The following is a 24,513-nucleotide window of genomic DNA, read 5'->3' as shown; positions in this document are numbered from 1 at the left end:
GCGGTTACAGGCCCTTCTTGTCCAGCTTGTCCAGGGCCGCGGTCGCCTTGTCGCGGCAGACGGCGTCGCCCTGGTGGATGCAGATCGCGCGCAGCAGCTTGATCTCGCTGGCCGACGCCTTCCCGTTCCAGACCTTCGGCTCGAGCGCGCGCCGCTGCGCGGGGTACGAGCTCGAGTCGAGGGCGGAGCTCGCCGGCGCGGCGCCCGAGGCCGAGGGCGCGGGCGCCGAGGCCGAGAGCGTGGGCGCAGGCGTGGGCGCGGGTTGCTGCGGCAGCCAGGACGCCGGCGAGCCGACGTGCGCCGGCACCGGCTCCGGCTCGGGCGGCGCCTCGGGGTCGACCTGCCGCCGCATCTCGGCCACCCGCGCGCGGAGCGCCGTCGGGACGCCCGTCGTCTTCGCGATCTCGTTGAGCAGCGCGAGCTTCTCCGCCTTCGTCCCGGCCTGCTCGACCTGCCGGAACATCCCCTCCGCCCAGCGCTCCTCGATCTCCTTGAAGCGCGGCGTCTCCCGGACCGGCGACGTCTCGGCGATCTCCTGCAGCTTCCGGTGCGCGGCGTCGATGTTCCCCGAGAGGAGGTGCTCCTGCGCCGCGTCGAGGATCTGCGCGTCGTTGCCCGCCAGCGCCGGCGCCGCGGGCCTCACGTCCGGCTCGGGCGTCGTCGACCCGTGCGACCGGGCGCGCGTGGCCACGATCACGGCGATGACGACGATCAAGGCGACAGCGAGCAGGAGCCCCATCGCCTTGCTCGCCCCGCCGAGCGAGCGGGACGACTGCGCGGAAGGGGCCACGCTCCCGTAGGCGCCCGGCGCCACGCCAGGCCCGCCGTCCGGCCCCGCGCGAAAGATCTTGCCTGCAGCGACGAAGCGGAGGCGGACGTCGCCGAGCTCGAGCGCGTCGCCCGCCTCGAGAAGGCCCCGCTTGAGCTCGACGCCGTTGATGCGCACGCCGTTCGCGCTCTGCTTGTCGACGACCTCGTAGCGACCGCTGCCGAGGCTGATGAGCTCGGCGTGCAGGCGGCTCACGGAGCTGTGGTTGATCGAGATGGTCGCGTCCTCGGAGCGCCCGATCGTGAAGCGCTCGCCGTCGAGCGGGAACTCCGCGCCCGGGGTCGGGCCGACGACCATGACGAGCCGGTTCGGGCGGGTGTGGAGCGGCAGGTGCGCCGTGCTGCGGCTGCCCGGCGGCGGCGTCGGGCTCGTCACGGCGGACGAGAGCGCCTCATCGACGATCTCGATGCGGTAGTCGCCGAGCTGCACGAGGTCGCCGTGGCGCAGGTGCTGCTCGCCCTGGACGCGCCCGCCGTTGACGTACGTGCCGTTGTAGCTGTCGAGATCCCGGATGAGCCAGCCCTGGCCGTTCTTGGCCAGCGTGGCGTGGGTGCGCGAGACGTTGCGATCGGTCAGCCGGATCGAGTTCGACTCTCCGCGTCCGAGCGCGTACTCCTCATGGGCGAGGGGGAGCCCCGTCTGTTTCCCCTCGTCATCCTCGATCGTCAGCTTCCACATAGCGGGTTCGGGGTACTCAGGCGGGGCCAGGCTCGCCCCGCGAGCCCCTGTGGATCCGTGGCAACCACCGCTCGCCGTACGAGCCTCCTCAGCGAGGCGGGACTACTTTAGCGAGTCCGCCTCCGGGAAGGCAATGACGGCGCGCCGGCCCACGGCGGGCGGCCGGGACCGCGCCGTCGCCGGCGCCGAAATCCACGAGCGTTCCTCGGACCTTCGCGCGCGCAGGGGGCATGCGCGCGGCTCCGAGGCGCGCGCAGGGGCACGCCCGCAGCGAGCGCCGGGCCGGCCAGGCAGGCCGCCCGCCCGCGCGGCGAGCCCGGAAGGACTGGCCGGCCTTCTGGCGGGCGGAGCTAGTGGCCGCCGCCCACGGGCCGGAACGGATGGAGGAACGCCGAGAGCGCCCCCGGGTTCCGGGTCTGCAGCCAGAGCCTCCCGTGCCCGCGGAACTCGCAGACGAGCCCCTCGCCGGACAGGAACAGGCCCTTCAGCCCGGCCAGCTTGCGCACCTGATACCTCAGGCCCTCGGTGAACGCGAGCAGATGGGTGTTGTCGCAGAGATATCCCTCGTGCTGGCGGCCGACGTCGATCGCGTGGATACCGCCGTAGCTCGAGAACCAGATCAGCCCTTCGCCGTACGCCCGGAGCAGCGACAGGCCGCCGGCGAAGAAGCCCTTGGCCCCCTGCCACTTCGTGTCGAGCGTGATGCCGGGCGTGGAGGCGAGATAGGCGCCCGACTGGAGGAACACCTCCATGCCCGAGCGCAGCACGAGGCGCTCGATCGAGCCCTCGGGGGCCGGCGCGAGCCGCATCGACTGCATGGGCGCCGTCGCCGTGAAGGTGTCCTGGAAGAGGCTCTCTCCGGCCGTCATCCTGCGCTTGAGCGCGCTGGCGAGCCCGCCCTGCAGGCTGGTCTTCATGTCGATGGCCGGGTCGCGCGCGACCATCGCGCCGCTCTCCGCGACGATCTGCTCGCCGGCGTGCTCGAAGGTCACGTGGAGCACGCCGAACTCGGGGTTGCCTCGGATCTCGTCGCGCACGCCGTCCCCCGATCTCTAGGGCTGCCGCGGGGCGAGCCGCGCGCCGATCGCCGCGCCGTACCTGCCGGCGTTGCGCGACTGGACCCACAGGCTGCCGTTCCCCTCGACGTGGCAGACGAGGCCCTCGCCCGAGAGCCACGTGCCGTGCCACGTCGACGTGTTCTTGCCGATCCGGCAGGCGAGCGTCGACTCCCACGCTGCGATGTGCCCCGTGTCGATGACGACGTGGCCTCTCACCTCGAGCTCCTCGAGCGCGCCGAACGCGCCGATGATCATCTGACCCTGCCCCGCCGTCTCCAGCGCGAAGAGCCCCGCCCCCGAGAAGAAGCCGCGCAGGCCGGAAGAGCGCGTCCTCACGTCGACATCGGGGCTGGACGCGACATAGGCGCTGCTCTGGACGCACCATTGCCTGTCACCCACCTCCAGCACGGCCATGTCCCCGGACAGCGGTGTCGCGAACAGCACCTCTCCGCGCCCGCCCTCCGCGGCGAACGCGTTCCTGTAGAAGGACTCTCCGGCCAGCATCCGCTTCAAGCCCGACATGAGGCCGCCCGACTGCGTCTCCACGCGCACGTTCGTCGACATGCCCACGAGCGCGCCGCTCTCCGCGAACACGCGCTCGCCCGGGTCGAGCCAGCACTGCGCGAGGGCCTGGGAGGGACGGTAGAGGAGATTCACCTGCATCGGACGTCTCCGCCGCTCCCTCAGGGCGGGAGCAGCGGCGCGAGCCACCCCACGAGCGCGCCGGCGCTGCGCGACTGGATCAGCACGCGGCCGCGGCCCGAGAGCTCGCACACCACGCCTTCGCCAGAGACCATGAGGCCCGTGAGCCCGCCGCCAGGGCTCCTGATCTTGAGCGCCAGCGACGCGTCGAACCCGACGAGGTGCCCGCTGTCCACGACGAGCGACCCGTCGCAGGGGAGCTCCTCGATCGCCCCGTAGCTCGTGATCCAGAGATCCCCGACGCCGGAGGCCTCGATGAAGAAGACGCCCTCCCGCGCGAGGATGGCGCGCAGCCCACCCCAGCGCACCTTGACGTCGACGTCGCCCGCGCTCGCGAGGTACGAGCCCGCGCTGAAGAGCAGCATCTCTCCCTGGAGGCGGACGTGCTTGATGCCGCCGCTGAGCGGCGGGGCGAGCCACACCCACCCGCCCTCCGGCGCCTCGATCCAGCTCACGAAGAATGTCTCGCCCCCCGCGAGCTTCCGGAGCAGCGCGACGAGGAACGCCTTGAGCCGCCCGAGGAGCCCGGCCCCGCGGCCCGCGTTGAGCCGGACCTCCGTCCGCAGGCTCGGCGACCGCGCGACCATCGCGCCCGCCTCCGCGAGCAGCGCCTCGCCCGGATCGAGGCTCACCTCCAGCAGCGAGGACGACGGCTCATGCTTGGTGCGATGCTGCATTCATCCACCCGCGGAGCGCATACATATAACGGAGCGACGCCAGGAGCGGAAGCGGGAAGAAGGTATGTCGAGGTGAGCGGGACTCGGCGAATTTCATGTTTTCTGTCCGGTGGTTCGCTCGCGCTGACTTCTGCCCTTCAGCGTGGGTAGACTGAGCGGGTGAGCGACAGGCGATTTACGGCCTCCGAGCCGACGCCCCGCGCCGAGCCGCGCAGCGAGCCGAGCCATGGGTCTGGCTTCGTCGCGGCGCCTCAGCGCATCGCCGGGCGCTACGAGATCCTCGGCCTGCTCGGCACCGGCGGCATGGGCAGCGTGTACCGCGTCCGCGACGTGGAGCTCGACGAGATCGTCGCCCTCAAGATGCTCCGCCGTGATCTCGCCGACTCCGCCGGCATGCTCGAGCGCTTCCGGCAAGAGGTGAAGCTCGCGCGCCGCGTCACGCACAGGAACGTGGCGCGGACGTTCGACTTCGGCGACCACGACGGCGAGAAGTTCCTCACGATGGAGTGCGTCGAGGGCGAGTCGCTGCACAGCGTCCTCGCGCGGACGGGCCCGATGCCGTCGCAGCAGGCCATCGGCATCGGCTGCTCGCTCTGCGACGGGCTCGGCGCCGCGCACGCGGCGGGCATCGTGCACCGCGACCTCAAGCCCGAGAACGTGCTCATCGACAGGAACGGGCGCGTCGTCATCACCGATTTCGGCATCGCGCGCACCTCGTCGGGCCCGAGCGCCGGCGAATCGCAGGGCTTCGTGCTCGGCTCTCCCGCGTACATGTCGCCGGAGCAGCTGACCGGCGAGCCTGACCTCGACGCGCGCACCGACATCTACGCGCTCGGCATGATCCTCTTCGAGTGCCTCACCCACCGCCGCGCGTGGCCGGGCGCCGGCGCGATCGCGGCCGCCATGTCCAGGCTGAAGTCTCCGCCGCCCGACCCGCGCTCCGTCCGTCCGGACGTGCCCCTCGCCGTCGCGGACGTCGTGCTGAGGTGCATGGCGATACGCCGGGAGGATCGCTACGCCAGCGCGGCCGAGGCCCACCGCGCGCTCCTGCTCGCGCGCTCGCGCGTGTCGATCGCCCCGCAGCCGGCGCAGTCGCTCGTGTCCGCCATCGCCGCGTCCGCCGCCACGGCCGCGCCGACCGCGCCGCAGCCGATCGAGCAGAACCCGACCCGGGTCGCCGCGGCGCCGGTCGAGGAGGTCACGGCGCCGCAGCGTCGCCTCAACTCGCCCACGCTGGCGGCGCCCGTACCCACGCCCGCGCCGACGCCGACGTCGTCGCTGAAGACGGTCGCCGTGCTCCCGTTCCGCAACGTCGGCGCGCCGGACGACGAGTACCTCGCCGACGGCTTCACCGAGGATCTCACCGACACCCTGTCGATGACCGCCGGCCTCAAGGTCCGGCCGCGCGCCGCGGTCTCGCGGGTGCGGCTCGACGGCCGCGATCCCAGGGATGTCGGCCGCGAGCTCGGCGTGCAGGTCGTCGTCGAGGGGTCGATCCGCCGCACCGGCGGCGGCGGCTACGGGCCGGATGGGCCGCGCTCGCAGCCCGCCGCGCCGTACTCGCGGCCGGGGTCGCGCATGCCGCCTGGCGGCGTGCGCGTGACCGTGCGTGTCATCGGCGTCGAGGACGGGTTTCAGCTCTGGGCGAAGCGGTTCGACAGCTCACCCGAGGCGCTGCTCACGGTGAGCGACGACGCGGCGGGCGCGATCGCCGCGGCGCTGACCGTCGACGCCGCGAGCCGCGAGCGCGAGTCGCCGAGCGACCCGCGCGCGATCGACCTCTACCTGCGCGCGCGCCACCAGATGCGTCGCCTCTGGTACGGGGACGCCGCGCCGGCCGTGGCGCTCTTCGAGGAGGCGCTGTCGTTCTCCCCGAACGATCCGAGCATCCTGTCCGGTTACGCGATCGCCTTCGCGCGGCTGATGGGCGCGCGGGGCGAAGGCGCGGCGCAGTTCGCGAAGGCGCAGCAGGCCGCCGAGCGCGCGATCGCGCTGGCCCCCGCGCTGGGCGAGCCGTGGGTGGCCCTCGCCACGGTCCGCTTCAGCGCGGGCGATCCGGTCGGCGCCGTCCCGGCGCTGCGCAAGGCGCTCCAGTGCGCGCCGAGCCTGGCCAAGGCGCACGAGCTGCTCGGCCGCATCCTCCTCGAGGCGGGGCTCGTCGACGAGGCGATGTTCCGGCTCGACACGGCGCTGGCGCTCGATCCGAGCGAGCCTTTCCCGCGCTGGGAGCTGGCGCGTGGCCGCGCGTTGCTCGGCGACTGGCCTGCGGCCGCCGTGCTGCTCGACCTGCCGGCGGAGGACCCGTCGAGCCGCTTTCACAAGGCGGTGATGCGCGCGCGCTTCGGGCTGTGGCGAGGCGCCGCGTTCTCCATCGACGACCTGCCGCTCGCGACGGAGACCATCCCGATCCAGTACGCGCGCATCTACCGTGACGTGCTCGCGACGTCGCGGCTCTCGGACGAGCAGCGGGCGTTCCTGAGCGCGAAGGCGGACAGCTCCGAGCCGGGCAGCCGGCTGCGCCCGCTCTTCTTCCAGATGTACGCCGAGATCCTCGCCTTCCTCGGCGAGGACGACGCGCTCTTCCGCGTGCTCGCCGGCGCGGTGGACGCGGGGCTCTTCGACGCCTTCTGGATGCAGCGCTGCGCTGTGCTCGACGGCGCGCGCGCGGACGCGCGCTTCGCCCCGCTCCGCGCGCGCGTCGAGGAGCGGGCCGCGGCGATCATCGCCGCGTTCAGGGGCTGAGCGCCGCGGCGCGGAGCACCGCGCGCGGAGCATGCGAGGAGCTCGGCTCGCGTGCGCGGCGCTCGGCTCGTGCGCCGCGCTCAGCTCCTGCGCGCGTTCTTGGCTGCCTTGGAGACGGCGGGCATCAGCAGGTCGCCCTCCACGTGGCCGGAGACGTCCAGGATGGTGCGCCCCTCCGCGTCGCGCCCGGGGCGCTCCCGCGTGTAGCGCTCGGCGGGCGCGGCGAGCACCACGCCGAGGTCGCGCGCGGCGCCGGTGAGCTCGACGGAGAGCGCCTCCTCGACGAGGCGGGCCCGCTCGCTGCTCGACGAGCCGGCGGGGATGGCGACGGCCACCGAGCCCGCGACGACCCCGCCCTTCGCGAGCAGCCCGTGCGGCGAGCCGGTCGTCTGCGCGAGCTTCAGCGCGACGCGCGCCGCCTCGCAGCGGTCGCGCGCGGCGGCGAGCGACGCCGCGCCGCGGCGGAGGATCTCGCGCGCGTCCTCCGCCGGAGCGCCGCGGTACTCCTCGGCGAGCTCCGCGTTCTCCTCCCTGATCCGCGTCACCTCGGCCTCGGCGGCCGCGACGTCGGCCTCGTACTGGGACAGATCGATCGAGCTCATGGCGTGTCGTCACCCTCGGTTCGTGAACAGCAGGCTCCCTGCGAGCAGCGCCCCGGCCGCAGCGGCGCCGTAGAGGCAATAGCGCGCGAGCGCCGCCTGGCCAGCCAGGTACAGCTGCAGCCCCGCGAAGCCCGCGGCGATCGCGAGCGCCGCGTAGATGAGCTGGCGCACCCCCGTATAGACGAGCGACGCGGCCTGGGCGAGGCCGCGGATCTTCACCTCGGCCTCGCCGCGGTTGGCGCGCGTGAGGTACTTGCGCAGGTCGTCCGGGATCGTCAGCGCCTTGATCCCCATGTCCTTCGCCGCCTCGAGGGCGATCTGGGCCCAGTCGCGGCTGCCGAGGACGAAGTCCTGCAGGTAGGGGCGCACGACGTCCATCGGGTTCAGGTCCGGATCGAGCTGCGTGCAGACGCCGGTCAAGAGGAGGAGGGTGCGCTCGAGCAGCACGAAGTCGCGCGGCACGTGGAACGCGCCGGAGAGCTCCTTCAGCCCGATGTTCATGCGCCGGAGGTCGATCAGGCTCTCGATGCCCTTCTGCGGGTCGAGCTTGATGTCCTTCAGGTTGAACGACTCGAGCTTCACCTCGTCCTGGAAGCGCTGGTGGAAGAACTCGACGACCTTCTCGCTGACGTCGACGGCGTCCCGCCGCGAGAAGAAGCGCATCTTGCGCAGCGCCTTGATGATCCCCTCCGTGTCGCGGCGGATCACCGCCTCGAGGAACTCGGGGATGCCCTCGCGCATCTCCTGGGAGAGCTCGGCGACCGCGCCGAAGTCGAGCAGGATGAGCTCCCCGCCCGGCCCGACCAGCATGTTCCCCGGGTGCGGATCCGCGTGGTAGATGCCGTCGATGAAGATCTGCTGGCAGAAGACCTGCACGATCTGCCGGGCGAGCGCCTTGCGATCGACGCCGTGCGCGTCGAGCGCCGCGACGTCGCCCACCTTGATGCCCTCGACGAACGTCGTCGTCATCACCCGGCGCGTGCAGTAGGCCTCGATGGGCCGGGGGAACCGGACCTGCGGCTGCTTCGCGAAGTTGTCGGCGATGCGCACGATGTTCCTGGCCTCGCGCACGAAGTCGAGCTCCTCGAGGATCATCGAGCGGATCTGGTGGTGGTAGGCGTCGAGCCCCTGCACGGGCACGAACTGCGCAACGATCGCCATGATGCGGCGGATGGTGCGCAGGTCGAGGCGGACGATCTCGTCGATGTCGCGGTGCTGCACCTTCACGGCCACGCGCGTGCCGTCCATGAGCCACGCCTCGTGCACCTGGCCGAGCGACGCGCTCGCGAGCGGCTCCCTGTGGAAGCGGGCGAAGACCTCGCCGATGGGGCGCCCGAGCTCCTCGGCGATGCGCGCCTCGATCTCCTCGTAGGGGCGCGGCGGCACCTGGTCCTGCAGCCCCTCGAGCCCCGCGCGCAGCGTCGCGGGGAGGAAGTTCGCCATGATGCTGAGCATCTGGCCGACCTTGATGAAGAGGCCCTGGAGCTCGACGATCGTGCGCTCGATGCGGCGGGCGTTCCTCGCGTGGACCTCGTCCACGCGGTTGTTCGCCCACGTCTCCCCGAAGAGGCGGCGGAGGAAGAAGAACCAGAGGTAGCTCGCGAGGACGGTGAACGTCGTCAGGTACGCGCGGATGAAGCGGCCGCTCTGCGCGGCGTTCTGGCGGAGCGAGCTCGGCGTCGCGGCGGAGGGCTGCGCGCGCCGCGGCGCCCTGGCGGACCCGGGCGGCGGCGCGTGGTCCGCGTCGGGAGGCCTCGGCGCGCCGGGCGCGCGCGGCGGCTCTGCGGGCGAGCGAACCAGCCCGGAGGACGGGCCCAGCTCTTCGGGGACGGCGCCGTGTGACACCGCGGCAGCCTAGCATCGCTCCGCGCCGGCCCGCGAAAACGCGGGAGCGATGCGGCGCGCCATCCGTCCTCGCGTCATCGCGCCCGCGCCATGGCCTCTGCGATCGCGTCATAGACGGCGGGCCGCGCGCGACGGATCGCGTCGGAGGCGCGCGTCGGGTGGACGCGGTTCGTGAGCAGCACGCCGACGAGCTCCGCTTCCGGATCGATCCACAGGCTCGTCCCGGTGAAGCCGAGGTGGCCGAAGGTCTGCGGGCCGAAGCGCGCGCCGGAGCTCGGCCTCTCGCCGCTCCTGCCGTCGAACCCCGCGCGCAGCGACCCGCCCGGGCGCGGCGCGATCAGCCGCCGGACCTCGTCGCGCGAGAGCCACTCCGGGCGCTCGCCCGCGAGCGCCTCGAGCAGCGCGACCCCGAGCCGCGCCACGGACATGGCGTCGCCGAAGAGGCCCGCGTGCCCGGCCATCCCGTCGCGCGCGATCGTCCACGCGTTGTCGTCGTGCACCGCGCCGCGGATCATGCCTCCGCGGAACGCGACGTCCTCGGTGGGGACGACCCGCTCGTCGAACCGCGGATCGCGCCGCCGGAGCGCGCGGACCGGCGCGACCGCGAGCCCGAGGGGGCCCGTCACCTCCCGCGCGACGACCTCGTCGAGCTCGGCCTCGCCGCGCCGCGCGACCGCTGCGCCGAGCAGCAGGTACCCGAGGTCGCTGTACACCGGCGGGAACCCGCCGGCGGGCGGATCGCCCTCGCACTCCGCGCGGCGCCCGTTCGCGCAGGCCAGCAGCGCGCCGAGGGGATCGATCGGCGCGTCGTCGCCGGGCGGATGGAGCGGTCGGTGCGCCTCGAGCCCGGCGCGGTGGGCGGCGAGGAGCTCGAGCGGCACGCGCGCCGACCGCGTACCGGCGAGCTCTGGCAGCACCTGCCCGAGCGGCTCGTCGAACCTCACCTTGCCGGCGCGGGCGAGCCGGGCGAACGCGAGCGCGGTGAACGGCTTCGTCACCGACGCCAGATCGAAGATCGCATCACCCGTCGCCGCGGCCGGCGTCGCGCCGCCGGCGCCTGCCGGCGGGCTGTCTTCCAGCCACAAGCGTCCCGCGGCGCCCGCTCCGTACCGGACGTTGTCTCGCGTGCGCACGGCTGCTGCGACGCACGCGCACGGCGCGGCCCGATGCGCTTCGATCGCGAGCGCTGCGATCGCCGTGAGATCGACGGGGGTCATGGCCGAGGATGAGGAGGGCAGGGCGCCCGTGTCAAACGAGCTCTGGTGGCCGGCCGGATGGCTCGGCGGATGAGCCGGACGACGCATGGACAATCGCGACGCGCTCCCCGAAAAACCGAGCCGCACGGCCGGTCCTGCTTCAGGATCTCCCCGTGGCTTCTCCCGTGGGCACCGAAACACGCGCCGCCGTCGCGCCGCTCGCCGCGCTCGCGGCGAGGTACGACGATCGCCGGCCCGATCGCTGGGAGCCGGTCCCCGAGCGGCTCGACGCGGCCATCGCGTGCGACGTCGAGCTCGCCGAGGCCGGGCGCGTTGCGCGGGCGCCGCTCGTGGCGGAGCTCGCGCGCCGCTTCGAGTTCCTCGCCCACTACCTGGACGCAATCCTCCTCGTGCCGCGCGAGCGCTTCGTCCTGCCGGAGGATCTCGCAGCGTCCGCGGACGACACCCCGCTTCCGCTCGACCGCGCGGGGCACGCGACCGTGAGCGCGCCGCACGCGTACCTGCTCACGTACAGCCTGCTCGATCTCGGCCCGGGCGATCGCCTGCTCGAGCTCGGCACGGGCACCGGCTACGGGGCTGCGCTCGCGCGGCGCATCGTCGGCCCGACCGGGCACGTCGCCTCGATCGAGATCGACCCCGTGCTGCACGCGCGCGCGGTTCGTCTGCTCGGCGCGCGGCCGGATCGCCAGGAGGGCGACGAGGCGCTCGTGGCCAGCGCCGCCGGCCCGTCCGACGAGGGCGCGGGCGTCACGCTGCTGTGCGGCGACGGGCGCTCGCTCGCCGAGCGCGTGCTCGCGCGCTGCCCGACGTCGTCGTCGGAGCGGCCCTGGAAGGTCGCGGTGACGTACGCGCTGACCGAGCCTCCCACGGCGCTCGAGGCGCAGCTGAGCGACGGGGGTGTCCTTGTCGCGCCGGTCGGCGCGTGGGAGGGCCACCAGGAGCTCGTGCGTGTCGAGCGCCGTCAGGGCGCGCTCCTCCGCGAGGTGCACGGCGCGGTCCGCTACGTGGCGGAGCGCGGGCGCGGGTAGGCTGCTCGTTGGGCGATGCCGGGAAGCGCGTTCGCCGGCGGTGTACCAGCCCGCGTCCGCCGCTGCATTGCGCGCAGGTGTTCGCTCGACGGCCTTCGGAGGCTGGTCATGCGCGCCGCAGGGCTTCCTGGTTCACGGCGACGCGCCGGAGCGGCGCAGGGTAGGCTCCTGTACCCGGCCCCGAGCTCGGGTTAACGAGAGAGCGGCGATGCTGACGGAAGCAAACTTCAAGAATTTCAAGCTGCTTCGAGACGTGAGGCTACCTCTCGGGCGGCTCAACGTGCTGGTCGGCGCGAACGCCGTGGGCAAGAGCACCGTGCTGGAGGGGATGCACCGCCTGCTCCAGCTTGCCGCGGTGAAGCCCGGGTCCGCGACCCTCCGTCCGGGGTCGTTCTTCTGGGGCGAACGCGTTGTGGAAGACCTCGTCGCGAAGCCGGACGCCACCGAGCTCGAGCTGGAAGCCGTCCTGGAGGACGGCAGGCGGTTCCGTCTTCGCGCAGGGGCCGCGAAGGAGGAGCCGGAACCCGAGTGGTTCCACCTGTGGTTCGGCAGGGAAGGGCAGGAGACGGAGCTCTCTCTGCCCAGCGACGATCAGGAGGAAGAGCGGCTCTTCTTTCGAGGCCCCCGCGAGGCGAAGCTCGGATCGGTCGTCCGGCTCAAGCTGCACGCCGAGACGCTCGCCGCGGAGCACTACTCTGAAGAGGAGATCCCGGCCGTCGGACACGGCGGTGAGGGTCTGGCTTCCGTGCTGCAGTACCTGCAGGGGCTGCGTGACGGAACCCTGGAAGTGATCGAACGGGATCTGGCGACGATCGTCCCCGGCGCCCGGCGTATCCGCGCGCTCCCCGCCCGCGTCCGGCGCCGGGAGAAGCAACGGATATCCGTCGGGGGCCAGGACTTCTGGGCCGAGCAATCGCGCGAGGTCACCGGCGCCCGTTTCGAGGTCGAGTGGGAAGGGCTGGGGTGGGTGCCGGCCGGTCAGCTCTCCGAGGGGACGCTGCTTGCCCTCGGCCTGATCACGGTCATGCGCTTCGACGCACCGCGCCTCGTCCTGCTCGACGATCTGGACAAGGCGCTTCACCCGGTCGCGCAGCGCAAGCTCGTCGCGCACCTCCGTGGCATCCTCGACGCGACGCCTCACCTGCAGATCGTGGCGACGAGCCACTCGCCGTTCCTCCTTGACGAACTGAGCATGCAGGAGGTGATGGTCATGAGCCGCGGAGCGCGGGGCTCGGCGCTGCGCCGGCTCGACGAGCACCCGACATCGCAGAAGCGGGGCGCCTATCTTCGCCCGGGTGAGTTGTGGAGCCTCGTCGGTGAGGGATGGGTGAGCGAGGCGCGAGAGTGAGCGCCGTCGGCATCGGTATCGCCGCCGAGAGCGCCGGCGACACGCGGATCATCCAGAAGCTCGTCGACCGCATGCTCATCGACCGCATCGCGTGGGTGAAAGAGACCGTCGAGGCGTGTCAAGGCTCGATGACGGATCCCCTTTCACCGTGCCGGAGCTGGCAGGGGGTGGAGGGCTTCGGCTGGCTCGACCTCCACGGCGCGTGGAAGCGCGCTCGGGAGCGCGGCCTTCGCATCTATGGTTCCTTCGAAGGAGAGCGGGCCGAGGAAGATGCGCAAATGCACCGAGCCGCGCTCCTGCTCTTCGCGGAGGAGGTCGAGCCTCCCGTAGCCGTGGTGATCGCGCGTGACATGGACGGCAGGGCGGAGCGCGCCGAGGGCTTCGCCCAGGCGGTAGCGGCTGGGAGCTGGCCGTTCGATGTCGTCCTCGGCGCCCTTCCAGAGCCCGAGATCGAAGCCTGGTTGGTTGCGGCGTGGGTCCCCGAGGACGACTCGGAACGCCAGCGGCTCGATGCTCTCCGCCGTGAGCTCCATTTCGACCCCTGCGTGCAGCCCGAGCGACTCACCTCGAAGAGCGAAGCGGACCGCAAGGATGCCAAGCGGGTCCTCGCGGTGCTGACGACCACGGGGCGAGATGCGGACGCGCGTTGGGCCGACGTGCTCGTCGAGCGCCTCGAAGCGAGCGGCGCCGCGTGTGGCCTCGCGCGCTTCGTGCGCGAGGTGAGGGAGCATCTCGTGCCGCTCGTAGAGCGCGGCGGAGCCTCGGCGTCCGGCCAGTGGTGACCCACCCGGACCGGCCGCCACGCCCTCCGGACAAGCCGCCACGCCCTCCGGACAAGGAGATCCATCTCACGATCCCACGCCGGCGACCTGTGCCGTCCGGGTGGATCTATCCCACGTCCGTGTGACCCACCCCCTGTCCAGATGGCCCATGATCCTGTCCAGATGGCACACCCTCGTGTCCTGATGACCCATCGCCTTGTCCAGATGGCACACCCTCATGTCCAGATGACCCACCCCCCTGTCCAGATGGCACACCCTCATGTCCGTGTGTGAGCCCCGGCGATCCGGGCCCATGGCTCAGGGCCACCCGCTCTGATGGAAGCGCGAGGGCTGGATCGAGGTGAGCGCCGGCGGGGGTCTCCGCGCGGCGGGGGCGGGCGGGCGCGGCGAGCACCGACCGAGGTGCCATCCGGTCTCAGTGGGCGCGGCGTCTCAGGCGCGCCTTGTGTGGCGCGCGACGAAACGTTCCAGGTGGCATGGCCCGAAGGGAGACATGCCGGGCGGTGTTCTCAGCGCAAGCTCTCCCGCTCCGGTCTTGGCGGATGGCCGAGCGCCCGCCCGCCCCCGCCGCGCGGAGACCCCCGCCGGCGCGTGCTGCTCGGCGCGGCACCCTCTCCCTTCTTCTCTTTCCCCCCTCCCTTCCCCGTAGCGTCGCCCCGCCCACCGGATCAGAGAACGCCCCACCGTCTTTGACCCTGGACCGCCTGGAACTTTATCCTGGCCTCCCCGAGGCGGGGCCGCCCCGGCGCGTCGGCTCGCCCGTCGTGGACCAGGGAGAAGACCGGGAGCACTATGGCGGAGTTCGTTTGGGAGGCGCGCGGCCGCACCGGAGAGATCCGGAAGGGCACCATGGAGGCCGAGAACGAGGCGGCGGTGCAGAACCGCCTCCGCGCTCAGCAGCTCAACCCCACCCGGGTCAAGAAGAAGGGGGCGCAGTTCAGCCTCAACCTGACCTTCGGCTCGGGCGTCGAGGCGAAGGACCTCGTCAAGTTCATCCGCCAGTTCGCGACGATGATCGACGCGGGCCTTCCCCTGGTCCAGTGCCTCGAGATCCTCTCGAACCAGGAGCCGAACAAGGTCTTCCAGGCGGCGCTGAAGGACATCAAGAACACGGTCGAGCAGGGCGCCACGTTCAGCGACGCGCTCCGGCGCCACCCGAAGATCTTCGACGACCTGTTCGTCAACCTCGTCCAGGCCGGCGAGGTGGGCGGCATCCTCGACAGCATCCTGAACCGGCTCGCGATCTACATCGAGAAGCGCGTGAAGCTCGCGCGCCAGGTGCGCGGCGCGCTCGCGTACCCGATCGCCGTCATCGTGATCATGGTCGTCGTCATGATCGTGCTGATGTCGTTCGTCATCCCGTCGTTCGAGACGATGTTCGCGGAGTTCGGCGCGAAGGACGCGCTCCCGCAGCTCACGAAGATCGTCATCGCGGTCTCGAAGACGTTCGTCACCTACCTCCCGCTCATCGTCGTCCTGACCGCGGCCGCGGCCTTCGGCGCGACCTACTTCTATCGCTCGCCGGCCGGCAAGCGGATGGTGCACCGCCTCATCCTCAGGCTCCCCATCATCGGCCCGGTCATGCAGAAGATCGCCGTGGCGCGGTTCTCGCGCACGCTCGGCACGCTGCTCGGCTCCGGCGTGCCGATCCTCGACGCGCTCGACATCGTCGCGAAGACGGCCGGCAACGTCGTCGTGGAGGAGGGCCTCATGTACTCCCGCCAGAAGATCTCCGAAGGGAAGAACATGGCCGAGCCGCTCGGCGAGATGAACGTCTTCCCCGGCATGGTCGTGCAGATGGTCGCGGTCGGCGAGCAGACCGGCGCCCTCGACACCATGCTCAACAAGATCGCCGACTTCTATGAAGAGGAGGTCGACGTCGCCGTCGCCGCGCTGACGTCGCTGCTCGAGCCGCTGCTCATGGTCATCGTCGGCGGCATGGTGGGCGTCGTGCTCATCTCGATGTACCTGCCGATCTTCGATCTCGCCGGCAAGATCAAGGCGGAGTGATGTCGCCCGCGGCCTCCCCGGCGAGCCAGGGCGGCGAGGCCGGGGCGCCGCGAGATCACGCCGAGGCCGGGCCGTCGCGCGACGCCCGCCTCTCGACGCCGGCGATGCTGCTCCCGTCCGGCGCTCCCGCCGGCGCCGAGGCGCCGCTCGCGAGCCGGCTCACCTGGCTCATCGCGCTGCGCCTCGCGGTGCTCACGGTCTTCCTCGTCGTGACCGCGGCGGTGTACCTCGGCGGCTTCACACCCGGAAGCTTCTCCAGCAACGTCGCGCTTGTCACGGTCGCCACCGCGTACGGCGTCTCCGGCATCTACGCCGTGTTCCTGCGCATGAACCGCGCCCTCCGGGCGATCGCGCGGGCGCAGCTCGTGACCGATCAGATTACCTGGACCGCGCTCGTGTACATCACCGGCGGGGCCTCGAGCGGCGCGACGTCGCTCTACGGCCTCACCTGCCTCACGGGGGCGATCCTCCTCGGGCTCCCCGGCGCCATCGTCGCCGCGGCGTCGGGGGCGGCGGCGTACCTCGTCCTGTGCGCGGCGCTCGGGCTGCACCTCGTCGGGGTGCCGCCGGACCAGCCCGCCGGGGCCTACGCGATGCAGTGGGGCGAGCTGCGGTACCCCATGTTTGTCAACCTGCTCGCGATCGTGGTGGTCACGCTGCTCGCGAGCTACCTGGCGGAGCGGCTGCGCGCGACGGGCGGCCGGCTCGTGCAGGCCACCGCGCGGGCGGAGCAGGCCGAGCGGCTCGCGGCGCTGGGCCGCCTCGCCGCGGGGCTGGCCCACGAGATCAGGAACCCGCTCGGCTCGATCGCCGGATCCATCGAGCTCCTCCGCACGGGCGGCACGCTCTCCGACGAGGACCGCAAGCTCTGCGAGATCATCGAGCGCGAGACCGCGCGCCTCAACGACCTCGTGGGCGACATGCTCGATCTGTCGCGCCCGCGGGTGCCCGCGCTCGAGGGCGTGGACCTCTCGGCGACGGCCCGCGACGTCGTCGTGCTCGCGGGGCGCTCGGGCCGCGGCGTCGACGTCGAGGTCCGCTTCGATGGGCCGTCGTCCGCGCCCGTGACCGCCGACGCAGCCCAGATGCGCCAGGTCGTCTGGAACCTCGTGCGGAACGCGATCCAGGCGAGCTCCGCGGGCGCCGTCGTGACCGTGCGCCTCTGGCGCGACGCGAGCGCGTGGCTCCTGGAGATCCGCGACCAGGGGCGAGGCATCCCCGCGGGCGCACGCGATCGCCTCTTCGACGCGTTCTTCACGACCCGCACGCACGGCATGGGCATCGGCCTGGCCGTGGTGAAGCGGATCCTCGACGACCACGGCTTCGCGATCGAGGTGGACAGCCGCGAGGGCGAGGGCACCGCGTTCCGGGTGAGGATCCCGGATCGGCCATCCGACGCAGGCCACGCCGAGCGCCTCGCCGTCGCCGCGGAGCTCTCCCCGCGATCGCGCCCGGCGGGCTGACGCGGAGCCCGCCCCACGATCGCGCCCGCTGCATCGTCATCGTCACAGGGGACGCGTGGCGCTCCGTTCACGCCCCGCGCCGCCGCCGCGCGCGGCTTCGCCCGAGCGCCCAGCCGAGAGATCGCGGCCGAGCCCGCCTCCGCGCGTGAATAGGCCGCGAAGGCCGCCGTCTGCCCCTGGGAAGCGGGCCCGTGCAGGCGGATTGCTGTCTCTTTTCGCGGTGTTCATGGAGAGCAGGGATGCGACGTCGCCGGGCCACCGGGGCCTGCGTCCGACCTGGCAGGCCGTTTGCCATGCCGTTTGCCGAAGGACAGGGTGAGCAGTAGAAGCGTCCCGAGGCGCGCTCGCGGCCCGCAGGCACAGAAGGAGAACCATACGTGACACGCAGGATGAACCATCTCTTCGCGGCGGCGTTCTCGCTGCTCGCGCTCACGCTCGGCCCGGTGGGCCTCGCCAGCGCCGGGCCGGCGACGGACGTCGTCAAGGCCAGGCAGACGGCCCTGTTCGACCTCCTGAAGAAGGGGGGGGTCGAGAACCAGAAGAAGGTGGGCGCGGTCTTCGACGAGATGCTCGATTACTCGGCGCTGGCGGAGGCCTCGCTGGGCAGCGAGTGGGCCGCGCGGACCGACGCCGAGAAGAAGCAGTTCAGCGAGCTCCTCAAGCAGCTCGTGCGCAAGGCCTACGAGCGCAACCTGAAGAAGACGCTCGACTTCAACGTCGAGTACCTCGGCGAGACCGACAGCAAGGGCGTCATGACGGTCAAGACCAAGGCCGTCTCCAGGAAGGACGCGCGCGAGGAGCCGGTCGAGATCGCCTTCAAGCTCTCCCAGAAGGGGGGCGCCTGGCTCGTGCAGGACATCGTCACCGAGGGCGTGAGCCTGGTGGGGAGCTACCGCGCCCAGTTCACGAAGATCATCAAGAAGGATGGGTTCCCGGCGCTCATCCAGAAAATGAAGGACAAGCTCGCCAAGGGCGACGTCTGACCCGCCCCGCCGCGCCTCGTCCGGCGCGATCGCCGTGAACTCGCCTGAAATGCCGCCGGGTTGATACCCTTGGCGGGTATGGCTGCTGGACAGAGGCGCGGCCGGTCGGCGCGCGCGCTGGGCCTTGCGCCGTCGATCCGCGCGCTCGCGCCCGGCGGCGGCGCGGCCCCGCGCCCGCCCGACGACCGCCCTGTCCTCCGGCTCGCCGTCAGCAAGGGCGCGCTCGCCATCGAGCTCGGGGAGCCGTTCGCGCTCGGACCGCTCCGCGTCACCGAGCTCGTTGTGCGGCTCGCCGGGATCCGGTTCCCCGTCGACCTCTCCGGCGGCGTGGCGCGCTTCCGGCACCGGCGCGGCCAGCTCGTCCGGCTCTCCGTCGAGGCGCAGGGGACCGAGCTCGCCGGCTGGGCCGCGCCGCGGCTCCGCGGCCTCCTCGGCGACGGCGCGCCGCAGCTCATCATCGCGCCCATCGAGGACGGCGCGCTCGTCGCGCTGCGATCCGGCGAGACGGCGCTCGCGTTCGACGTCGCCGTGGCCCCGGCGGAGCGCGCGCTCAGGCTCCTGCCGGAGCGCGCCCGCGGCATCGGCCTCGCCGCCCCGCCGCACGCGCTCGCGCTCCAGGCGCTGTCGATGATGGCGGGCGCGCACGGGCGCCTCGTCGAGGGCGCGATCGTTCTGGACGCCGCGGTCGAGCGGATCGTCCGCCTGCTCCTGCCCGCGGCGGGCGCGAGGGCGCCCGCGGTGGAGGGGGCGCAGTGGGCCGTGGTCAGCGCGGAGGCCGGCCGCTTCCGCGCCGAGGGCGCGCTGGGCGCGGCGCCTCCCGCGCTTGGCGACCGCGCGCTCAGGGCGCTCGAGGTGGCCGAACTCGCAGGCGCCGCCGACGAGCTCGCGTCCGCGGGCGGGCTCGACGAGGCGCGCCGCGCCTACCTCGCCGCGCTGGAGCGCGCCCCGCGGCACCCCGAGATCTCCTCGCGCCTCGCCTGGCTCGACCTCGTGATCGGCGAGCGCGCCGAGGGGGCGCTGTCGACCGTCGTCGACGCCATGCCCGCCGTGGACGCCGGCCTCCTCGGCGGCGCGCTCCTCGAGGCGGTCGGCGATCGCGACGGCGCGTTCTCCGCGCTCGCCCGCGCCGCGCACGCCGAGCCTTACGGCCCGCTCGCCGCGCTCGCGTGGCTGCGCGCGGCGGCGCTCGCGGACGCTGTCGACGTGCGCCTCGACGCGCTGAACCTCGGCGTCGCGCGCGCGCCCGGGATCGAGGCGCTGCGGTGGGCGCGGCTCGACGCGCGGCTCGACGTCGCGGACGTGCGCGGCGCGCTCGCGGACGCCGAGCACCTCGAGGCCTCCGCGCGCGGCGCCGAGGCGCGCCACGCCGTGTCTCGCAGGGCCGCCGAGGCGTTCCTCGCGCGGGGCGACGTCGCCGACGCGCGGGTGCTCTTCGAGCGGGCGCTCCGCTACGCGCCGGAGAGCCCCGACGTGGTCGCGGGCCTGGCGCGCTCGCTGCGGGCCGCCGGGGAGGGGAGGCGCGCGCTCGACCTCCTCGCCCGGGCGCGCGCCCTCGCCGCGCGCAGCGGCGCGCCCGCGTGCGCGCTCGACCTGGAGCTCGGCCGCGGCCTCGCGGAGATCGCGGGGGATCTGCCGGCGGCGATCGCGCGCGTGCGGGGCGTCCCGCCCGGCGTGCCGGAGGCGCTGGAGGCGCGGCTGCTCGAGGGCCGCTGGTGCGCCCGGCTCGGCGATCTCGGCGGAGCGTCGGTCGCGCTCGGGCGGCTGCGCGACGCGGTGGAGCTCGCCCTCCAGGGCCGCGCCGACGACGCGGGCGCCGCTCGCGCGAGGGGAGCGCCGTTCGGCGACGGCGCCGCCGCCGTCGCGGCCCTGCTCGCCGAGGCCGCCGAGATCGAGGAGCGATCCCGGGGGGATCTCCTCGCGGCGCAGCGCCACCTGGGCCTCGCGCTGCGCCTCCGGCCGCGCGATCCGGGCATCACCGCCGCGTTCCGCCGCGTCTCCGGCGAGATCGCGCGGCCGATCGCGCCTGCCCCGGCGGCGCCCCCTGTCCCGGTCGAGCGGCCCCGCGCGGCCGAGCAGCGGATCGAGGTCCACGTCGCCGCACCGCGCCGGCGCACGATCCCGCCCGAGCCCGTGGTGGTCGCCCCGGCGCCGAACAAGCCTCCCCCTGGCCCCCGCGCGCCGGCCGCCCCGCCCAAGGCCGCGCCGGTCGACCCCGGGATCATCGACGAGATGCCCACGCTCGATGGTACCGACACGTCGACCGACCTGACGGCGCCCATCCCCAGCAGTGTCACGCTGGCGGAGGGGCAGGTGCCGCTGGCCCGCGCGTTCGGCGTCGACGACGAGCTCCTGGCCGAGCGGCTCGCCGATCGGCTCCGCGCAGATCCCGCCGATCAGGCGGTGGCGATGGCGCTCGCCGATGCGCTCGAGCGGCTCGGTCGCGATCTCGATCTCCTCGCCCTGCTCTCGGCGCGGATGGAGGAGGGCGACGACGCCGTCCGCCAGGAGGTCGCGCCGCGGCGGCGCAGCGTGCTCGCGCGGCTCGCCGTGAGGGCGCGGGCCGAGGGGCGCGCCTCGGAGGCGGAGCTCTACGAGATGCTGCTCCAGAGCGAGCTCGCCTGATCGCTCCCGCGCGGCCCGCGCCCTCGCGGCGAGCCGCGCGCTTGGCCCGCGCGCCGCGCCCGTGATAGCCCGAGCTCTTGCGCAGCGCGCGCAGCGCTTGGAGGTGCAGCATGGCCGAGCAGCCGTCGAACCGCGCCCAGCAGGAGGGCTCGCCGTGCGAGCCGGGCGCCCCGCCCGCGAGGGCGGGCCGTCCGATCATCGTGCAGAAGTACGGCGGCTCATCGGTCGCCGACGTCGACAGGATCGGCAAGGTCGCCGAGCGCGTCGTCGCCGCGAAGCGCGCCGGCAACGACGTCGTCGTCGTGGTCAGCGCGATGGGCAAGACGACCGACGGCCTGCTCGCGCTCGCCCGGCAGGCGGCGAGCGCGGCCGCGGATCCTCCCCGGCGCGAGCTCGACATGCTGCTCTCGACCGGCGAGCGCGTCTCGATGGCGCTCCTCTCGATCGCCATCCAGGCGCGGGGCTTCGAGGCGATCTCGTTCACGGGCTCCCAGTCCGGCATCCTCACGAACGATCGCCATTTCGACGCGCGCATCATCGAGGTCCGCCCGTTCCGCATCGAGGACGAGCTCGCCCGCGGCCGCATCGTGATCGTCGCCGGCTACCAGGGGATGAGCTACCGCCGCGAGATCACGACGCTCGGCCGCGGGGGCTCCGACACGACGGCCGTGGCGCTCGCGGCGGCGCTCAGCGCCGAGCGCTGCGAGATCTACAGCGACGTCGACGGCGTGTACTCGGCCGACCCGCGGGTCGTCCCGGACGCCCGCCACCTGCCCGAGCTCGACTGCGCGGTCCTCCAGGAGATGGCCGAGTGCGGCGCGAAGGTCGTCTGCGCTCAGGCGGTCGAGTGGGCGCGGCGCTCCGGCGTGGCCCTGTACGCGCGGTCGACCTTCGATACCGGCCCCGGCGCGCGGGAGACGGTGGTGCGCCGGTTCGCGCCGGGCTCGGCGCCGAAGGCGCTCGCGGCGCGCGCGATCGTCGCCGAAGGCAACGTCGTCCTCGCGCGGGCTCACGGCGGGCTCCGGCTCGACGAGGTCCTCCGCGCGGCGGGCGAGCTCGGGCTGGGCTTCCGGGATCTCTCCTTCGGTCACGGCGGCGGCGCGCTCGTGATCCCGCTCCTCAACGTGCCCGAGTGGCAGGGGGCCAGGCGAAAGCTCGCCGCGCTGCTGCCGTCGCTCGAGCTCGTCGAGGGGCTCGCGGCGGTCAGCGTGGTCGGCGACGGGCTCTCCGCGACGGCGGAGCCGCTCGCGCGCTTCGTCGAGGTCCTCGGGCGCGCGGGCATCGCGCCTCGGTTCACGGTCGCGGGCCCCCTGCGCCTCGGCGCCCTCGTCGACGCCGCGGACGTCGCGGCCGCGCAGCGCCTGCTGCACGCGTCGTTCGTCGGCGGCTGAGCGCGCCGCCGGCGCTCGGCGAGCGACGTGCGAGCGCGGCGGGTCGACGCTCGGCGAGCGACGCCTGAGCGCGGCGAGCCGGCGCTCGTGTGGCCGCTCGCGAGGCGGAGGACGACCGTCAGTGCTTTCTCTGTCGCGTGAGCGCGACGAGCCCCGCCCAGCACGCGACCCACACGATCTCGCGCGACGCGTCCCAGGCGATCGCCGCCGGTCCGATCGACGCGGCCTCCTCCTCGGGGGCGCCGGGGGGCGTCGCCCCGAGCTCGGCGACGAGCGTCGGGGCGGCGTTCGACGGCACGTGGACGAGCTGCGCCCGGCGCTCGCCCTCGCGGGCGACGAGCGCGAGCAGCGGCGAGGCCCTGTGGTCGCCCGCGAAGGCGAGGGCGACGACCACCGCGAGCCCCTCCAGCATGCGGAACGTCTCGCCGCCGTCGCGCGACACGCAGAGGAGCCCGGCGCCGGAGATCGCGATCGAGCGACCGCCGGCCGCCGCTGCGAGCCGGCAGTCGTCGGCCTCGGCCGCGCGCCGCGCCGCACCGGACAGCGGCACGACCGGCGAGCCTTCGTCGTCGCCGCGGAGCCGCTCGAGCTGCGGTCCCTCGGCCGCGCTCGTGAGCGCCACGATCACCCCCTCGCTCGCGCTCATCCGGAGCACGCCGTCCCGCAGCGCGGGCCCGGGCGTCAGGGAGAGCGCGCCCTTCGACGGCGTCGGCGCGCCGTCGCGGCGGGGCGAGCCCGTGGCCGCGGAGCCGGTCTCCGGCGGCGGGACGACCGCGCCGGCCGCGGGCGACCACAGCGTCTTGCCGGCCAGCACCCACAAGCGCCCCGGCGTCGTCGCGAGCGTCACCGGCGCGCCGCCCGAGCCCCACGCGCCGAGCGGGCTCGCGCTCTTCCCCCGGTCGTCGCTCCGCAGCAGGTTGCCGCGGCGCGTGGCGATGAGGATCGCGCTGTCCGACAAAGCGATGGAGGACGCCGACGTGTCGATGCCGGCGCGGCGCGCGGACAGCGCCCCCGCGTCGACGACGAGCACGGTCCCGCGATCGGCGCCCGCCCGCTCCGCGCGGCGCGGGCGGCCTCCCGATCGCGCGGCGGGCTCGCTCGTCAGCCCGGGCTCTGCGCCGGCGCTGCCCGCGACGACGTAGCCGCCGGTCACCGCGAGCGTGCTGCACGGGACGGCGGCGCCCGCGTCCTCGACGACGACCCAGGGCAGCGCATCCCAGACGGGCGCCTGGTCGTCCGGGAGATCGGGCAGCTCTGCGAGCAGATCTTCGCCCTCGTAGGCGCCGTCCTGGTCCGCGTCGAGCGCCGGCAGCTCCCCCTCGTCCACGTCGTCCGCCGGGTCGTCTCCCGTCCCTTCCGCGCCGCCGTCGTCGCCGTGCGCCCCGCCGTGATCGTCGAGATCGTCCTGCTCGGCGTCGCTCTGCTCGACGGCCTCATCGGACAGCCACGAGCCCGCGTCGGCGTCCGCGATCCCCTCGTGGAGCGCCCCGACATCGACGCCTTCTTCCGCGGGCTCGTCCTCCCCGGTCCCGCTGTCGTCCAGGGCGAGCTCGACGCCGATCTCGAGGTCGCTCGCGTTCGCGTCGTCGAGCCCCTGCTCCGCGTCGTCGAGCGTCTGCAGGAGGTCGTCGAAGCCCTCGTCGCCGCCTTCTTCCTCGTCGTGCCCGATCGGCGGCAGGTCGACGAGCTTGTTGTCGTTCTCGTCGTGCTCGTCGTGCTCGCGCTCGTCGTCGTCGACGGCGGTCTTCGGCTGCGGCGCCGGGCACGTCTCGCGGCGCTCCTCCATTCGCTCGCTGCAGGCTCGTGAGGCTGACATCGGCGGGAGTGTAGCGCCCCTCGCGGCGCTTTCGCCCCGCGCGGCGATCCTCGTGCGCGCCGTGGGCCCCAGAGCCCGTCCGCCCCGGCTCGCGGCGGCGGCTCTCGTCGGTTCGCGTTGGTTCTCGTCGGTTCTCGTCTGGTTCGGGCCCGCGGCCCGTCACGCTCCCGATGGCGCCGTCGGCGCGCCGCGGGCGCGGATCATGGAGGGGTGAAGGTGAGCGGCCCGACGATCTCGCTGCGCTTTGGCGGGCTCGAGAACGCCGCGGCGCCCGCGGATCGAGGGAGGGACGCGGCATCTTGACGCGGCGAGGAGGCTGGCCATCCCCGCCGGGTGTGCCCGCTGGATCCCTCCGGCGAGCGGTGCTTAGCTCCGCCGTCCATGGGCCGGAACGACAGCAATTCCAGGCGAGTCGCATCCGCGTCTCCGGCCGGCGGGCACCCCTCGGGGGCCGCGGGGCAGCTCGGGCCCGCGCGCGGCCCCCTCTCGATCGCGGACGCGAGCGCCGGGATGCTGGTGCAGCACGTCCTTGTCCATCCAGCGGACGTCGTGTTCGTGAAGAGCATCGTCGAGGCGAGCGACGGCGTCGCGCTCCTGCTCGCGGATCGCGGCGGAGAGATCACGCTCGCCGCGCCGCTCGATCGGGGCGACGAGCTCGCCGAGCTCCTGCTCGATCTCGAGCGCGACGTCGGGGCGCGTCGCCGCGACGCGCTGCGCTGA

18 protein-coding genes are annotated in these 24,513 nt (G+C 73.6%); 10 read left to right on the top strand and 8 right to left on the bottom strand.

The window, feature by feature from the left end; translation table 11 throughout:
* Positions 1-4: 4 nt before the first annotated feature.
* The 4 genes from WMF19_RS35420 to WMF19_RS35405 all read right to left on the bottom strand — a co-directional run bounded on the left by WMF19_RS35420 (position 5) and on the right by WMF19_RS35405 (position 3,944).
* The gene (locus tag WMF19_RS35420; RefSeq protein ID WP_437894403.1) at positions 5-1,507 is read right to left on the bottom strand and encodes an FHA domain-containing protein; all 1,503 of its coding nucleotides are present in this window, start codon (positions 1,505-1,507) and stop codon (positions 5-7) included.
* Between the two features lie 350 nt (positions 1,508-1,857).
* Complete coding sequence (locus tag WMF19_RS35415; protein WP_437894402.1) at positions 1,858-2,544, bottom strand: TIGR00266 family protein; 687 nt, start codon at positions 2,542-2,544, stop codon at positions 1,858-1,860.
* 15 nt (positions 2,545-2,559) lie between these two features.
* Positions 2,560-3,228, bottom strand: coding sequence for a TIGR00266 family protein (locus WMF19_RS35410; RefSeq protein ID WP_437324209.1), 669 nt, complete (start codon positions 3,226-3,228; stop codon positions 2,560-2,562).
* A gap of 20 nt (positions 3,229-3,248) precedes the next feature.
* The gene (locus WMF19_RS35405) at positions 3,249-3,944 is read right to left on the bottom strand and encodes a TIGR00266 family protein (protein WP_437894401.1); all 696 of its coding nucleotides are present in this window, start codon (positions 3,942-3,944) and stop codon (positions 3,249-3,251) included.
* Positions 3,945-4,103: 159 nt separating this feature from the next.
* Between WMF19_RS35405 and WMF19_RS35400 the strand changes: the two genes are divergently transcribed.
* Positions 4,104-6,686, top strand: a complete 2,583-nt coding sequence (locus WMF19_RS35400) for a protein kinase domain-containing protein (RefSeq protein WP_437894400.1) — start codon at positions 4,104-4,106, stop codon at positions 6,684-6,686.
* Positions 6,687-6,766: 80 nt separating this feature from the next.
* Here the strand turns inward: WMF19_RS35400 and WMF19_RS35395 are convergent, their stop codons facing one another.
* The 3 genes from WMF19_RS35395 to WMF19_RS35385 form a co-directional block, all read right to left on the bottom strand.
* Positions 6,767-7,288, bottom strand: a complete 522-nt coding sequence (locus WMF19_RS35395) for a hypothetical protein (protein ID WP_437894399.1) — start codon at positions 7,286-7,288, stop codon at positions 6,767-6,769.
* Positions 7,289-7,297: 9 nt separating this feature from the next.
* Entirely contained in the window at positions 7,298-9,133 is a 1,836-nt protein-coding gene (locus tag WMF19_RS35390) for an ABC1 kinase family protein (protein WP_437894398.1), read from the bottom strand.
* A gap of 74 nt (positions 9,134-9,207) precedes the next feature.
* Complete coding sequence (locus tag WMF19_RS35385; RefSeq protein WP_437894397.1) at positions 9,208-10,350, bottom strand: serine hydrolase domain-containing protein; 1,143 nt, start codon at positions 10,348-10,350, stop codon at positions 9,208-9,210.
* Positions 10,351-10,502: 152 nt separating this feature from the next.
* Between WMF19_RS35385 and WMF19_RS35380 the strand changes: the two genes are divergently transcribed.
* From WMF19_RS35380 to WMF19_RS35345, 8 genes are all read left to right on the top strand, one after another.
* Positions 10,503-11,378, top strand: a complete 876-nt coding sequence (locus tag WMF19_RS35380; protein WP_437894396.1) for a protein-L-isoaspartate O-methyltransferase family protein — start codon at positions 10,503-10,505, stop codon at positions 11,376-11,378.
* Between the two features lie 208 nt (positions 11,379-11,586).
* Positions 11,587-12,726, top strand: coding sequence for an AAA family ATPase (locus WMF19_RS35375; RefSeq protein WP_437894395.1), 1,140 nt, complete (start codon positions 11,587-11,589; stop codon positions 12,724-12,726).
* Positions 12,723-13,508 carry a hypothetical protein gene (locus WMF19_RS35370; protein WP_437894394.1) on the top strand — a complete coding sequence of 262 codons (786 nt, stop codon included), beginning with the start codon at positions 12,723-12,725 and terminating at the stop codon, positions 13,506-13,508. The genes WMF19_RS35375 and WMF19_RS35370 overlap by 4 nt, the downstream gene beginning before the upstream one ends.
* Positions 13,509-14,300: 792 nt before the next feature.
* Entirely contained in the window at positions 14,301-15,518 is a 1,218-nt protein-coding gene (locus WMF19_RS35365) for a type II secretion system F family protein (RefSeq protein WP_437894393.1), read from the top strand.
* Complete coding sequence (locus WMF19_RS35360; RefSeq protein WP_437894392.1) at positions 15,518-16,981, top strand: sensor histidine kinase; 1,464 nt, start codon at positions 15,518-15,520, stop codon at positions 16,979-16,981. The genes WMF19_RS35365 and WMF19_RS35360 overlap by 1 nt, the downstream gene beginning before the upstream one ends.
* Before the next feature lie 389 nt (positions 16,982-17,370).
* Positions 17,371-17,964, top strand: a complete 594-nt coding sequence (locus tag WMF19_RS35355) for an MlaC/ttg2D family ABC transporter substrate-binding protein (RefSeq protein ID WP_437894391.1) — start codon at positions 17,371-17,373, stop codon at positions 17,962-17,964.
* A 78-nt stretch (positions 17,965-18,042) separates the two neighbouring features.
* A complete protein-coding gene (locus tag WMF19_RS35350) occupies positions 18,043-20,586 on the top strand; it encodes a tetratricopeptide repeat protein (RefSeq protein WP_437894390.1) in 2,544 nt (847 codons plus the stop codon).
* A gap of 110 nt (positions 20,587-20,696) precedes the next feature.
* Positions 20,697-21,977 (top strand): aspartate kinase, encoded by a 1,281-nt coding sequence (locus WMF19_RS35345; protein WP_272095203.1) that lies wholly within the window; start codon positions 20,697-20,699, stop codon positions 21,975-21,977.
* 118 nt (positions 21,978-22,095) lie between these two features.
* On the opposite strand, the gene WMF19_RS35340 is transcribed toward WMF19_RS35345, so the two are convergent.
* Positions 22,096-23,763, bottom strand: coding sequence for a hypothetical protein (locus WMF19_RS35340; protein WP_437894388.1), 1,668 nt, complete (start codon positions 23,761-23,763; stop codon positions 22,096-22,098).
* Positions 23,764-24,174: 411 nt separating this feature from the next.
* On the opposite strand from WMF19_RS35340, the gene WMF19_RS35335 reads away from it, so the two are divergent.
* Positions 24,175-24,513, top strand: a complete 339-nt coding sequence (locus WMF19_RS35335) for a DUF4911 domain-containing protein (RefSeq protein WP_437894387.1) — start codon at positions 24,175-24,177, stop codon at positions 24,511-24,513.

The organism is Sorangium sp. So ce124 (assembly GCF_051525235.1).
Classification (GTDB): Bacteria; Myxococcota_A; Polyangia; order Polyangiales; family Polyangiaceae; genus Sorangium; species Sorangium atrum.
Note: the sequence above shows the minus strand (reverse complement) of the source record. Positions and strands in the feature narration are given on the sequence as shown.

What these genes read in the sequence shown, in the direction of transcription:
- WMF19_RS35410 (WP_437324209.1), bottom strand. Translation starts at nt 3,228, where the DNA reads ATGCAGGTGAATCTCCTCTACCGTCCCTCCCAGGCCCTCGCGCAGTGC.
- WMF19_RS35340 (WP_437894388.1), bottom strand. Translation starts at nt 23,763, where the DNA reads ATGGAGGAGCGCCGCGAGACGTGCCCGGCGCCGCAGCCGAAGACCGCC.
- WMF19_RS35365 (WP_437894393.1), top strand. Translation starts at nt 14,301, where the DNA reads ATGGCGGAGTTCGTTTGGGAGGCGCGCGGCCGCACCGGAGAGATCCGG.
- WMF19_RS35360 (WP_437894392.1), top strand. Translation starts at nt 15,518, where the DNA reads ATGTCGCCCGCGGCCTCCCCGGCGAGCCAGGGCGGCGAGGCCGGGGCG.
- WMF19_RS35335 (WP_437894387.1), top strand. Translation starts at nt 24,175, where the DNA reads ATGGGCCGGAACGACAGCAATTCCAGGCGAGTCGCATCCGCGTCTCCG.
- WMF19_RS35375 (WP_437894395.1), top strand. Translation starts at nt 11,587, where the DNA reads ATGCTGACGGAAGCAAACTTCAAGAATTTCAAGCTGCTTCGAGACGTG.
- WMF19_RS35420 (WP_437894403.1), bottom strand. Translation starts at nt 1,507, where the DNA reads ATGTGGAAGCTGACGATCGAGGATGACGAGGGGAAACAGACGGGGCTC.
- WMF19_RS35345 (WP_272095203.1), top strand. Translation starts at nt 20,697, where the DNA reads ATGGCCGAGCAGCCGTCGAACCGCGCCCAGCAGGAGGGCTCGCCGTGC.
- WMF19_RS35350 (WP_437894390.1), top strand. Translation starts at nt 18,043, where the DNA reads ATGGCTGCTGGACAGAGGCGCGGCCGGTCGGCGCGCGCGCTGGGCCTT.
- WMF19_RS35385 (WP_437894397.1), bottom strand. Translation starts at nt 10,350, where the DNA reads ATGACCCCCGTCGATCTCACGGCGATCGCAGCGCTCGCGATCGAAGCG.
- WMF19_RS35395 (WP_437894399.1), bottom strand. Translation starts at nt 7,288, where the DNA reads ATGAGCTCGATCGATCTGTCCCAGTACGAGGCCGACGTCGCGGCCGCC.
- WMF19_RS35355 (WP_437894391.1), top strand. Translation starts at nt 17,371, where the DNA reads ATGAACCATCTCTTCGCGGCGGCGTTCTCGCTGCTCGCGCTCACGCTC.
- WMF19_RS35405 (WP_437894401.1), bottom strand. Translation starts at nt 3,944, where the DNA reads ATGCAGCATCGCACCAAGCATGAGCCGTCGTCCTCGCTGCTGGAGGTG.